This window comes from Thalassospira permensis NBRC 106175, from assembly GCF_000714555.1.
Lineage (GTDB): Bacteria > Pseudomonadota > Alphaproteobacteria > Rhodospirillales > Thalassospiraceae > Thalassospira > Thalassospira xiamenensis.
This window is the reverse complement of record NZ_AUNC01000045.1, coordinates 66,936-79,253: the sequence shown is the minus strand read 5'-3', so window position 1 is coordinate 79,253 and position 12,318 is coordinate 66,936. Positions and strand designations below refer to the sequence as shown.

Here is a 12,318-nt window from a genome sequence, read left to right as displayed (position 1 = left end):
ATCAGGTGTGATCAGCCCCGATACGAAAGCCCGATCATATCCGCCAGATGTTTGGCAACATTGGGCCCCGCGGCCAATATAGGCCCGCCTTCTTCAAGCACGTTGGGCAGATCAAGAAAATCATTGCACCAGCCCCCCGCTTCACGCATCAGGACAATCCCCGCCATGCAATCCCACGGATTGATATGCGGCTCGTAATAGCCGATCAAACGCCCGGCACTGGCATAGGCCATCATCAACGCACACGACCCGTTGCGGATGAACATGCCTTCCTCGTCAAGCAACTGGCCGATCACCGGCACGATCGAACTGCTTGGCAGACGATGCGACATGCCGATCCCCATGACACCATCACTGACAAGTTTGGCATCGCTGGCCTTGACCGGCTCGCCATTCACGCGTGCGCCATCCCCGATCACCGCGCTGAAAAGCTCGCCATTGCACGGATGGTAAATCAGGCCGATGACCGCTTCCTTGCCGATCATAAGGGCAACCGAAATGCACCAGGTCGGCATCTGATTGACAAAACAGGCCGTGCCATCAATCGGATCAATTACCCAAAGGCAGTCATTATCGCCCTTCTCGATGCCCATTTCCTCGCCCAGGAACCCATCCTCGGGAAAGGCATCGCCGATCCGGTCGCGGATAATCGCCTCGACGTTTTTGTCCGCAATGCTGACCATATCAAGCGCGTTGGTTTTGGTTTCAATCGCAAGGTCGGCGGCGTCGCCTTCGTAATATTCCATGGCGCGTTTGCCCGCTTCGCGGATCACGTCGCGCGCATGTTCAAACCGTGCTTCGATATCAATTCCCGAAAATGTCTTTTCCACTTTGTCCCTGCCTGAAACAGTTTTGCGATTGATCCGTTATTGCCCCGAAACCACGGCCATGCCGCGTTCGGAAAAGCCGATGGCAACCTGTTCACCCGCGATGATCGGTGTATCGATCCGATGATCGATCACAAACAGCTCGCCAATCGGGGTTGCCACAGAATACTGCATCTGACTACCAAGATAGGCTGCATGCGTAATGTGACCTTTTAGCGACGTTTCAATGACATGCGCATCACCCGCAATCGCCGCCAATCCGGTCAGTTGCACCGCATCGGGTCGCACCGCCACCCGGACCGGTCCCTTTGCCTGCCCGCGATGACGCAGATTGCAGTGCGCGCCGCCGATATCGACGCGGGCGTGATTGCCATCGATGCTGATGATTTCCCCGTCAACCAGATTGGCATCACCGATAAAATCGGCGATAAATTCCGATTGCGGCTGTTCATACAATTCGCGTGGCGTGCCCTGCTGCGCGATCACCGCCCGGTTCATCACGATGATCCGGTCCGACACGGCCAATGCTTCTTCCTGATCATGGGTCACATAAACCGCCGTCAGGCCAAGTTTTTGCTGCAAATCGCGGATTTCGGTCCGCACATGACGGCGAAGCTTGGCATCAAGGTTCGATAACGGCTCGTCCAGCAACAGAACTTCGGGTTCCAGCACCAGCGCACGCGCCACCGCCACCCTTTGCTGCTGCCCGCCCGAAAGCTCGGACGGCAGGCGACTGCCATATCCGCCCAAACCAACAAGGTTAAGCCCCTCTTCGGCTTTTTCCCTGGCCTCGGCCTTGGCAACGCCGGTGACACTCAGCCCATAGGCAACGTTTTCCGCCACCGTCATATGCGGAAACAGCGCATAGGACTGAAACACCATACTGACATCGCGATCCGTCGCCGGAAGCTGTGTGACATCCTTGCCCCCGATCAGGATTTTGCCCGTTGTCGCATGTTCGAGCCCGGCAATCATCCGAAGCGTCGTGGTCTTGCCACAGCCGCTCGGCCCCAGAAGGGTGACAAGCTCGCCCGGATTGATGGTGAAAGATACATTGTCGATCGCGGTAACTGCCCCGTGACCATAAGTCTTGGTGACATTGTCGAATACGACCGAACCCGCACGCGTTTTCAGTTTCATGAATGCTTCTCTCTCAGATTTCCTGTCGATGTCTTGTCCGATGTTGCCTCAACCCGGTCCTCGCGGCGCAGACGCCGTTGCCCGATCAGGCCGTTCACAACAAGGATCGCGGTCAGCATGACAAGGATCAGAACACTGCAATAGGCAATCGCAACGCCGTATCGCCCGTTTTCCACAAGCCCGATGATATAGGATGTCGCCATATTGTGATCCGCACTGACCAGAAAGATCACCGCACTGACCGAGGTAATGGCACGCACAAAGCTGTAAACCAGTGCGGCAACAATCGCCGGGCGCAGAAGCGGCAGGATCACACGCCGGAACGTGGTAAAGCTGTTGGCACCAAGGGTCAGGGATGCTTCATCAAGGCTTTTGTCAAGCTGGCTCATGGCGGCAATCCCGCCGCGCACCCCCACCGGCATATTGCGGAAGATAAAGCAGATCACAAGGATCACACCCGTTCCGGTCAATTCGAATGGCGGCACGTTGAACGCCAGAATATAACTGACACCGATCACCGTACCGGGAATGGCAAAGCTTAACATCGTACCAAATTCAAAGGCACTTTTGCCCCGGAAGTTCTGCCGCACCAGCAGATAGGCCGTCGTCAGGCCAACCGCTGCGGTCAGGGGTGCCGCAATCGCCGAGATGTTCAACGTGGTCCAGAAACTGTCCCATGCCGCCCCGGCCCAGACGATGCCATGCTCGCCCCAGCCAATGCCAAACGCATCGCCGTAATTATCCAGCGTCAGGCTGTTATCAAAGCCCCAGCGTTTGACAAAGCTGCCATAGAAAATCATGCCATACAGCACGACCGTAAAGATCGCCCACGGAATGGCGGTGAAATAGCACGCCAAACGCATTCCGGGATTAAGCCCGACATGGGCACCGTTATCGGCCTTGCCCGATACCGTTGCATAGGATTTTTTGCCGAGCCAGAACCGCTGTGCGGCGAAGGCAGAAAGTGTGAAGAACAGCAATATCATCGCAAGGACGGCAGCCCGCCCGGCATCGTTTTGTGCGCCGACAATGGCAAAGAATATCTCGGTCGACAGCACTTCGTAATTGCCACCCAGAACCATCGGGTTACCGAAATCGGCCATGCTTTCGATAAAGGCCAGCAGAAAGGCATTGGCCAAACCGGGGCGCATCAAGGGCAGCGACACATTGACAAACGTTTTCCAACGTCCGGCCCGCAAGGTTTGCGATGCCTCTTCCATCGACGGGCTGACACCCTCGACCACACCGATCAGCACCAGAAAAGAAATCGGGGTGAAGGACAGGGTCTGTGCCAGCCAGATTCCAGGGAGGCCATAAAGCCAGCGCCCTGCCTCCACCCCGAGCAGATCAGCAAAGAACTGCGTTACAGCCCCCGATCTGCCAAAAAGAAGGATCAATGCCAAACCGATCACGAAAGGCGGGGTAATGATCGGCAACACCGTCAAAACCCGCAGCGGCTTTTTGAACCGGAACCCGGTCCGCGTCACCACAAGCGCAAATGAAAGCCCAAGCAGCGTGGTCGAAACAGCGGTCAGAACCGCCAGAAACGCCGTATTCCACGCAACCCCGCAAACACCCCCGGCAAGGCAGCCCAGCCCCCAGATGCTGTCATCAAGGAAATTGCGGATAAAGGCCACGCCCGAAAGGTTGCCATCAATATCGACAAACGATCCGATGAAAATGCGCGCGACCGGAAAGAAGACAAACAACCCGACAAGCGCAATAACCGTCCCGATGGCGGAGGTAACAAACACATCACCCCGCATCGCCCCCGCTGCGGCAAGACCGGTGCAAAGCATCACAAGCAGGCTGGCCGCAACAAACATCGCGCCATAGCCAAGCCCGTATTGCCGGACGTCAAGCGGACCAAACATCGCCTCAAGCCAACCAAATCCCCAGCCGGAAATGCCGACAAAAAAGCCCTGCCCCACCAGATAGATCAAACCGCCAAGCCCGCATGAAATCAGGATACGGGCATAATGCGGATGATCACGCCCGGTCCGCACCAGCGCCAATGGCACCAGCAGAAACGCCGCAATCGGCAAAAGCCAGAATTTTTGATGAAGGGTCGTTTGCAGGATTGCAGGCGAATAATCGCCATACATCGGATAGCCGTCATACAGCCATTCCAGGGTCCAGAACCCGTATTCCTGCTGATACCAGGGTAAAATTGCAAAACCGATCCAGCCGATCACCAGCCAGAACCAAAGCATCCGGTTCACGAAACTCTCCTGCACGCCGAATTGGGAAGTCTGGTTCTGCCCGTCCGATGATCACACCGGACGGACAGAACCGTTAAGGCAGATCGCACTTATTGCGGCGCGGTTTTGACTTCGTCATCCCAACGCGACAGAAGATGACGGCGGGTTTCCGCATCCCCGTATTTCGCGAAGTCATAATCGATCAGTTTCAATTCACTCAGACGCGGTGCGCCATCGGGAATTTTTGACTCTTTGTTGGACGGCACCTGATAGCTGTGTGCGTCTTCGGCAATCGACTGAGTGCGCGGGTTCAGGGCAAATTCATACCAGATTTTCGCATTTTCAAGGTTACGCGCACCTTTGATAATGCTCATGGAACCCACTTCGTAACCGGTCCCCTCGCACGGCGACACCACGGTCAGGTTCGCCCCCTGTTTGATCTGGGCCACCATGTCATGCATGAAGGTAATGCCGATTGTAGTTTCACCAACGGCTGCGGCCTTGATCGGGGCGGAACCCGATTTGGTGTACTGGTTGACGTTCTTGTGCATTTCTTTAAGCAGATCGAAGGCTTTTTCTTCGCCAAAAATCTGCACAAGAGTCGCAAGTGCGGTATAGGACGTGCCCGATGAATTCGGGTTCGCCATCTGGATTTCACCCTTATAAGCCGGGTCTTTCAGATCTTCCCAGCATTTCGGGGCCGGAAGGCCCTTTTTCGCCAGAAGATCATTGTTGTAACCAATGCCGAGTGCACCGGCATAAACCCCGACCGTCCGATTGCCGGAATTTTTCGCCTGCCGCACGGCCCAGTCATTCAGGTTGCCAAGTTGCGGGGATTGATATTCTTCCGTCAGGCCTTCGGCGGCGGCCTGAAGATGGGGGTCGCCAGTCCCGGCCCACCATACATCCAGTTTCGGATTGGCAGCTTCGGCGCGAACCTGCGCATAAGCCTCGCCCGAACTTTTGCGAACCATCGATACATCGATGTCATGTTCCAGCTCGAACGCGGTTTCCATCATCTCGCACCACTCATTATCGGCCGAGCAGATGACATTAAGCCGACCGGCCGCATGGGCCGAACCGGCGGTCGCAACAGCCAAAAGGCCTGAAATCGCGACAGTCGCAAAAAGAGAATTTCTGATCGTCATTTGGGTTTCCTCCCGGTTTGCATTTCGTTGAATGCACACGTGTGCATTACCGTTGCGCAAATCACGTGCTGGAATGATTTAATCATAAATTCCATCAAATGACAGAAAAATTCTATTTAAGGCAAAAAAACTCTCGCCATCCACGGATAACTATCTGTTTTTAAATGTAAAAATTACATACCCACAAATCGCCACCGCAAAACCATACGCTGCCCTCTGCAAGGCATCCGCCTTAAAACTTAACGCACACGTGTGCGCACAACCCGCAGAAACATCGCGAGTCAGCTGTCTTGCATCAGAAATCGAAGAAAAATCGGCCTGAAATCCGTGAAAAAGACCGTCTCAGGCCGTCCGGCGACGCGTCATTTCCACCGGCAGGATCAGCCGCTGATCCGTCAGGTCATCGCCCCGGATGCGCTGGCGCAGCCGATCCACCGTCATTTCGGCCAGCTTCGTCGCACTTTGGCACACAGTGGTCAATTGATAGGCCCCCTGCCGGGCCGCGGCAATATCGTCAAACCCGACCACGGCAATATCTTCGGGGATGCGCAGGCCCAGTTCAAACCGGGCCGCGTCCAGAAGACCCAACGCAATATGGTCCTTGGCACAGAAAATCGCGTTTGGTGCGGTTTCCGGCGTTGCCAGAAATTTAAGCGCGGCATTAAAGCCACCATCATAATCGGCACTGTCGCAGACCAGCGGGGTAAAGCTGACATCCCCGTTCGCAAGGCGCGGTGCAAGGCGAGAAACGAATGTTTCGCCCCGCACATTGCCGCTGAATGTACCACCCTTGACATTGAGGAACCCGAACCGGGTTTTACCGGTTTCAAGCAACAGGTCGGCGGCCATTTCACCGCCGCGCACATTATCGCAATTGATAACATCCGCGCCCTCAAGCCGCCCGGCGCGATTGACCAGAACGACCGGCACATTGCGTTTCAGGAAATGCACACCCACCTCGGGCGGCGGGCTTCCCGATGTCACGACCACCCCGGCCACCTGATATTGCAACAGATGCATCATCGATGTGCCCATCTGGGCGGGATCGGATACATCAATCACCAACGGACGATAACCGGACTGCTGAATTGCAAGGATCAGTTTATCAAGGAATTCAACGCGGAACGGATCGGAAAGCCCCGATGTCACCAATCCGATCAGATCGCTTTTGCGCGTATTCATCGACCGGGCGATTTTATTGACGTGATAACCAAGCCGGTTCGCGGTTTCCTGTACCCGCAGGCGGGTCGCATCCGATATCCGCCGGTCGCCTGATAAACACCGCGAAACGGTGGACCGCGAAACACCGGCTTCGCGCGCAACATCGGCCGAGGTCACGATATGCTGCAAATCGCGGCCTGGTTCGGCCCCGTCACCATTTGCAGGCGTGTGTTTCCCCTCGGTCATGCGCGCAATTTCCCTCTTTACGCCGTCTGGCCATGCCTGTTTTCAGTCTTGCAGCACGGCCACACACATATCACAGGCCTTCCGGTCCGCCAACGCACACGTGTGCATGATGCGGGATATTTCACAGAACCGTCATTTATCGCAACTTCCTTAAAAACGGCACCGAACCGGCATTTACCCTGTCAGTTTTCTTTGACCATGATCGCGCAAAGCCCCTATTCTGGATGCCTTGCATCGCCCCGCGACATGCAAACGCCACCCGAAATTCGATCAGGAGCAAGAAGAATGGGTCACGCCACTACCGCAGACACCAAAGCCGTCACCACATGGACCTGGTACAAGGGCGAATGGCACGAAGGCAACCCGCATATCATCGGGCCGCAAACCCACGGCATGTGGATGGCCTCCACGGTCTTTGACGGCGCGCGCCGCATCAATGGCAAAATGCCCGATCTTGTGCCCCATTGCGCCCGTGTGCTGCGTTCAGCCGAACTGATGGGTCTTGCCCCGCAGATCACCACCGATGAAATCGTCGCTCTCGTACGCGAAGGCGTTCAGAAATTCGATCCGGCGCTGGCACTTTATATCAAACCGATTGTCTATGGCGGCGAAGGCTTCCTTGCCCCGACACCAGAAAGCGCGCAATTCGTGCTGTGCATTTCGGTATCCGACCTGCCCGATGCCATCAAGACCGGCTTTACCGCCCGGAAATCAAGCTTCCGCCGCCCCTCGCCCGAAAGTGCCCCGACCGAGGCCAAGGCATCCTGCCTGTATCCCAATGTCGGCCGCGCCGTGGCAGAGGCCACCAAAGACGGTTTTGATACCGGCGTAATGCTCGATCCTCTCGGCAATGTCGCGGAATTTTCCTATGCCAACCTGTTCTACGCCAAGGATGGCAAGGTCTTTACCCCCGTGATCAACGGTACGTTCTTAAACGGCCTGACTCGCCAACGCGTGATCAGGCTGCTCCGCGAAGACGGCGTAGACGTCACCGAAAAAACCGTGACATACAGCGAACTTGAAAATGCCGACGAAATCTTTGGCACCGGCAATTATTACAAGGTCGCACCTTGCGTCAAACTCGACGACCGCAACCTGCAACCCGGCCCGATAACCAAACGCGCACAGGAACTTTACTGGGCGTTTGCTGAAAACAGCTAATCGAACGGACATGACCAACAACCTGGCCGGAAAGATGACAGCCCTCCGGCCGCTTTGTTTTTGACAAACTTTGCCAAAAAATGGGATAATTGCGCCAATGGAGGATAACATGGCGACGATGAATGTATCCCTGCCCGATCTCATGAAAGACTGGGTCGAAGCACAAGCCGAAACAGGTAAATACAGTAATGCTAGTGACTATGTCCGCGACCTGATCCGCCGCGATCAGGAACGTGCTGAAAAACGTGCGCTGATGCAAAAGATGATCCGCGAAGGCATTGAAAGTGGCGTCGTTGAAAATTTCAGCATGGATGCCCTTCAAGCCGATCTTGACGCAACAGATGCCTGACTACCGCGTCAGCCGCGTGGCACAAAACGATATTATCGAAATCGGCCGTTATACCCAGCGCGAATGGGGCATTCCACAACGCCGAAAGTACCTTGATGGCATGGATCGGCACATGCAAATGCTGGCCAATCATCCGTTGCTTGGCAGTGAACGCATGGAATTTGATCCTCCTGTGCGTATCTATCCATATGACCGGCATTTGATTGTTTATCTTCAGGAACAAGATGGGATTTTGATCATACGCGTCCTGCATGCCAGCATGGATGTCACATCCCGGCTATAATAAAACGGGCCGGAAAATCCCCGGCCCGCTGTATTTTATCACTCAGTCAAACGAATTTACTGCGCCGCAGGCATCACCGGTACACTGCTGCCAGCGACATAGGGATATTTGCCAAATATCGCGCCAACCGCTTTGCGCACCCCCTGATCGGGATTGTTGCGAAACTCACTGTCGATACGGCCAACCGCCGTGCCTTCCCAGATCATCTGATCGGTGCGGCGGTCTACCATATCGACCGAAATCGTGCCTTCGGTATAATTGTCAACATATCCCGGCTCGACATACCCGGGCCAACCGACATACATCCCGCTGCGATAACCGTAATACCCGCCGTAATAGACCGGCGGCGATGTCCGGGTCTTTTCCTCGGTCTTGAGGTGATAGTTGATCAGGATATCGGGGGTGTTGATGTCAACGCGATAACCACGCGCTTCAAGGGCGGCACTGACCGCATCCTCGATCCGCTGACCGTGCAGGGTGGCGTATTTTTCATCCGACTTTCCCGCGGACTCATAAAAGGCAAAGGTCCGATAACGCGAAAAATCGGCCGCCGGATCGGCATCGGTATAGACACGCGGCCCGGTCGAACAGGCCGCCAGCAGCACCGCCATTGCGCCCGCCATCATGATCTTGACCATCTTCATCCGGCCTTCCTTTCGGTGCTCGCCGTTTAAATGACCATTCCCGGTGCATGGCCCTAACCAAAACACCGGAAATGACTGATTTTGTTTTACATTACATCTTATCATTTGGGCAGATGCATGGCAGAACGCAACGAACACAACCCGCTCGCATTTACAGGCCCGTAGCATTCAGCCGCGAACGCAGCAAAAGACCAAGATTGCGGGGGTTTTCACCAACACGACGCCACGCATAAGCCCACCAATCCGCCCCAAACGGCGCATAAAGCCGAAGCCGATAACCGAGCGACACAAGATCCCGCTGAAGTGGCTGATTGACGCCATAAAGCATTTCAAACTCGAACGCCTCACGCTCCCATCCACGTTCGTCTGCGACCTTTGCAATATATTCAACCAACTCACGATGATGCGATCCGAAAACCGGCATAAATCCGGTAAGGCGCGCCTCGTCGGACAACATCATTGACGCCAGTTTCAGGTAATTTTCGTCGATGTCGCGACGCCGGGTAAAAGCAACATGATCAGGCGGGGCCATCGCCCCTTTAACCAGACGTATCATGGCCCCCTGTGCGATCTTGCGCGCCATGTCGGCTTCGGTTCGCAATAATCGCGCCTGCAATGTCTGGGCTACCGGATACCCTGCCTCAAGCAGCCGATCATGAAGGGCCAGCGTATCATCGACCATGTCGAAATCTTCCATGTCGATCATCATCCGGCAGCAGCGCCGACCTGCTTTCTCACCACCGACATCGCGGATCAAACCGGCAATTTTGTGGGCATTGTCATCCAACATCGCCGGATCCTGCATATAGCCAAGCTGCGATGGATCAATGGAAACATGAATATCCAAACCAACACGATCAAGCTTGGGGATCACGGCTGTAATTGCATCAACCGTTTCCGCCACCTGTGCCGGATCGGTCACATATTCGCCCAGATAAAAGCTCGAAACCCGAATACCCTGCTTTGCCAATTCCTGCGTGCGTTTCACGTGCTCGGCACCATCAGCGCCGCTAACGAACTGTGCAGCCAGCCCGGTTTTCCGCCCGACCGCCTCGCCCGCGTGGCGCAATGGTTTGCTACACGCTACTGCGATCATCGTCTTTTGCCAGAAACCCATCATCAACTCCGTTTTGGTCAAACGCAAAAGAGCAACCATCGGCGATAAGGTGCTAAACTTATTGAAGGAAATGACACCCGATCAAACAAAAAGCGACCCGCCGGACGACGGGTCGCTTGATATTTCACAGCAGCCTGAAAAAAGCGACTGCTTACGCGCCGAGTTCTTCACCGGCAATCGCACGGTCAATCAGTTGGATGCTTTCATCAATACCGTAAAGCGCAATGAACGATCCCATACGCGGGCCCTGTTCCTGTCCCAGCAGGATTTCATAAAGTGCCTTGAACCAGTCGCGCAGATTTTCGTAATTGTGGTTTTTACCCACTTCGAAAACCTGGGTCTGGATATCGCCACCATCGGTGCCGGCATCAAGGGTTTTAAGCATATCGCGCAGTTCGGTCAGGGCTGCTTTTTCCGCATCCGTCGCGGCACGGTATTTTTTCGTCGGTTTGACGAAGTCGTTGTAATAGTTGATCGCATAGCCGACCAGCTTGTCGAGATAAGGCTGATTTTCCGGCGTTGCGCCCTTGGCATAGCGCGAAATGAACGCCCAAAGCAGTTCCGGGTCGCTGGTATTGCAGACCGAAACAAGATTCAGCAAGATACCGAACGACAACGGAATATCGCGTTCCGGTGCCTTGCCTTCATGGATGTGCCATGCCGGGTTCTGCAAAAGCTTTTCCGGATCGGTTTCGGTTTTCAGCTTGTCGGCAAAGGTCAGATATTCATCAACCGTTTTCGGGATGACATCGAAATACAGGCGCTTTGCGGTTTTCGGCTTCTGGAACATGAACAGCGAAAGACTATCTTCCGGCGCATATTTCAGCCAGTCTTCCATCGAAATGCCATTGCCCTTGGATTTCGAGATTTTCTGTGCGTTCTCGTCCAAAAACAGCTCGTAATTGAAGCCTTCCGGCGGGGTGCCGCCAAGCGCCTTGACGATCTTGTTGCCAAGTTCGACCGACGGAATAAGGTCCTTGCCCGCCATCTCATAATCAACGCCCAGCGCAAACCACCGCATCGCCCAGTCCGGCTTCCACTGCAATTTGCAACGGCCACCCGTGACCGGGGTTTCAACCAGCTTGCCGGTTTCGGGATGTTCGTAAACGATGGTCCCGGCTTCAACGTTAAGCTCGGTCACCTTGGCCATCAGGACCTTGTTGGTACCTTCTTCGACCGGCATGAACGGGCTGTATGTCGCGCGACGTTCTTCACCAAGGGTCGGCAGCATGATCTTCTGGATCGCATCATACCGTTCAAGAAGACGCAGAAGCGCTGCATCAAACATGCCCGAACGATAGCATTCGGTCGAAGATTTGAATTCGTAATCAAAGCCGAAACTGTCGAGGAAATCGCAGAGCCGCGCATTGTTGTGATGCGCAAAGCTTTCATGGGTGCCAAACGGGTCCGGCACGCTGGTCAATGCCTTGCCAAGATGCTGCGCGACCATATCCTTGTTCGGGATATTGTCGGGTACCTTGCGAAGACCGTCCATGTCATCCGAGAAGCAGAAAAGTTTGGTCGGAATATCGGACATCTGTTCGAACGCGCGGCGGACATAGGTCGTGCGCGCAACTTCGCCAAACGTCCCAATATGGGGCAGGCCCGACGGGCCATAACCGGTTTCAAACAGCACATAACCCTTTTCAGGCTTCTTCTGTTTGTACCGCTCAACCAGCTTGCGGGCTTCCTGGAAGGCCCAGACGTTGCTGTTAAAGGCGGCATCACGAAGATCGGCTGTCATTTTTGAAACCTTGTTTGTCAGTTGTATCGTTGAATTATCTGGAAATCCGGCCACACGTGAAATCACCCGGATTCCGTGCGTGCGCGAAGCTATCCCCGCCGGCCTGCAAGATCAAGTCCGGATCGGACATGGCCGAACTGCAACGCGCGATTTAACCGGCGCACCCCGTCACTTCTCCCACCCTGACAGAGAGGTCGGGCATGGTAACACGCAAAATTCGCGCGTCGGATCAGCAGGATACAGCAAATATAAGAAAAAAACCAAACCTACACCGACGGGTGGTTGAAACCAGCTTGC

Annotated in this window: 11 protein-coding genes; 3 read left to right on the top strand and 8 right to left on the bottom strand. The window is 55.0% G+C overall.

From position 1 onward, the window contains the following. Positions 1-11: 11 nt before the first annotated feature. The 5 genes from SMB34_RS17075 to SMB34_RS17055 all read right to left on the bottom strand — a co-directional run bounded on the left by SMB34_RS17075 (position 12) and on the right by SMB34_RS17055 (position 6,723). The gene (locus SMB34_RS17075) at positions 12-830 is read right to left on the bottom strand and encodes an inositol monophosphatase family protein (RefSeq protein WP_037991847.1); all 819 of its coding nucleotides are present in this window, start codon (positions 828-830) and stop codon (positions 12-14) included. A 36-nt stretch (positions 831-866) separates the two neighbouring features. Then, the gene (locus SMB34_RS17070) at positions 867-1,967 is read right to left on the bottom strand and encodes an ABC transporter ATP-binding protein (RefSeq protein ID WP_037991846.1); all 1,101 of its coding nucleotides are present in this window, start codon (positions 1,965-1,967) and stop codon (positions 867-869) included. Beyond that, complete coding sequence (locus SMB34_RS17065) at positions 1,964-4,180, bottom strand: ABC transporter permease (RefSeq protein WP_051682377.1); 2,217 nt, start codon at positions 4,178-4,180, stop codon at positions 1,964-1,966. The genes SMB34_RS17070 and SMB34_RS17065 overlap by 4 nt, the downstream gene beginning before the upstream one ends. A gap of 98 nt (positions 4,181-4,278) precedes the next feature. Continuing rightward, on the bottom strand, positions 4,279-5,316 hold the full coding sequence (locus tag SMB34_RS17060; RefSeq protein ID WP_114094576.1) for an ABC transporter substrate-binding protein: 1,038 nt from the start codon (positions 5,314-5,316) through the stop codon (positions 4,279-4,281). A gap of 342 nt (positions 5,317-5,658) precedes the next feature. Continuing rightward, entirely contained in the window at positions 5,659-6,723 is a 1,065-nt protein-coding gene (locus tag SMB34_RS17055; protein ID WP_051682376.1) for a LacI family DNA-binding transcriptional regulator, read from the bottom strand. Positions 6,724-7,008: 285 nt separating this feature from the next. On the opposite strand from SMB34_RS17055, the gene SMB34_RS17050 reads away from it, so the two are divergent. The 3 genes from SMB34_RS17050 to SMB34_RS17040 all read left to right on the top strand — a co-directional run bounded on the left by SMB34_RS17050 (position 7,009) and on the right by SMB34_RS17040 (position 8,516). Next, the gene (locus tag SMB34_RS17050; protein ID WP_037991844.1) at positions 7,009-7,884 is read left to right on the top strand and encodes a branched-chain amino acid aminotransferase; all 876 of its coding nucleotides are present in this window, start codon (positions 7,009-7,011) and stop codon (positions 7,882-7,884) included. Between the two features lie 109 nt (positions 7,885-7,993). Beyond that, positions 7,994-8,233 carry a type II toxin-antitoxin system ParD family antitoxin gene (locus SMB34_RS17045; protein WP_037991994.1) on the top strand — a complete coding sequence of 80 codons (240 nt, stop codon included), beginning with the start codon at positions 7,994-7,996 and terminating at the stop codon, positions 8,231-8,233. Further along, on the top strand, positions 8,226-8,516 hold the full coding sequence (locus tag SMB34_RS17040) for a type II toxin-antitoxin system RelE/ParE family toxin (RefSeq protein WP_037991842.1): 291 nt from the start codon (positions 8,226-8,228) through the stop codon (positions 8,514-8,516). The genes SMB34_RS17045 and SMB34_RS17040 overlap by 8 nt, the downstream gene beginning before the upstream one ends. Before the next feature lie 56 nt (positions 8,517-8,572). On the opposite strand, the gene SMB34_RS17035 is transcribed toward SMB34_RS17040, so the two are convergent. From SMB34_RS17035 to SMB34_RS17025, 3 genes are all read right to left on the bottom strand, one after another. After that, positions 8,573-9,160 (bottom strand): DUF4136 domain-containing protein, encoded by a 588-nt coding sequence (locus SMB34_RS17035; RefSeq protein WP_037991840.1) that lies wholly within the window; start codon positions 9,158-9,160, stop codon positions 8,573-8,575. A gap of 151 nt (positions 9,161-9,311) precedes the next feature. Next, positions 9,312-10,277 (bottom strand): proline dehydrogenase family protein, encoded by a 966-nt coding sequence (locus SMB34_RS17030; protein ID WP_037991991.1) that lies wholly within the window; start codon positions 10,275-10,277, stop codon positions 9,312-9,314. A 151-nt stretch (positions 10,278-10,428) separates the two neighbouring features. Continuing rightward, positions 10,429-12,021, bottom strand: coding sequence for a lysine--tRNA ligase (locus SMB34_RS17025; RefSeq protein ID WP_037991990.1), 1,593 nt, complete (start codon positions 12,019-12,021; stop codon positions 10,429-10,431). Between the last annotated feature and the right edge of the window lie 297 nt (positions 12,022-12,318).

Bases quoted from the DNA above. Each gene is read 5' to 3' on its own strand.
- SMB34_RS17035 (WP_037991840.1), bottom strand. From the start codon at position 9,160: ATGAAGATGGTCAAGATCATGATGGCGGGCGCAATGGCGGTGCTGCTG.
- SMB34_RS17060 (WP_114094576.1), bottom strand. From the start codon at position 5,316: ATGACGATCAGAAATTCTCTTTTTGCGACTGTCGCGATTTCAGGCCTT.
- SMB34_RS17065 (WP_051682377.1), bottom strand. From the start codon at position 4,180: ATGCTTTGGTTCTGGCTGGTGATCGGCTGGATCGGTTTTGCAATTTTA.
- SMB34_RS17025 (WP_037991990.1), bottom strand. From the start codon at position 12,021: ATGACAGCCGATCTTCGTGATGCCGCCTTTAACAGCAACGTCTGGGCC.
- SMB34_RS17040 (WP_037991842.1), top strand. From the start codon at position 8,226: ATGCCTGACTACCGCGTCAGCCGCGTGGCACAAAACGATATTATCGAA.
- SMB34_RS17050 (WP_037991844.1), top strand. From the start codon at position 7,009: ATGGGTCACGCCACTACCGCAGACACCAAAGCCGTCACCACATGGACC.
- SMB34_RS17030 (WP_037991991.1), bottom strand. From the start codon at position 10,277: ATGGGTTTCTGGCAAAAGACGATGATCGCAGTAGCGTGTAGCAAACCA.
- SMB34_RS17045 (WP_037991994.1), top strand. From the start codon at position 7,994: ATGGCGACGATGAATGTATCCCTGCCCGATCTCATGAAAGACTGGGTC.
- SMB34_RS17055 (WP_051682376.1), bottom strand. From the start codon at position 6,723: ATGACCGAGGGGAAACACACGCCTGCAAATGGTGACGGGGCCGAACCA.
- SMB34_RS17070 (WP_037991846.1), bottom strand. From the start codon at position 1,967: ATGAAACTGAAAACGCGTGCGGGTTCGGTCGTATTCGACAATGTCACC.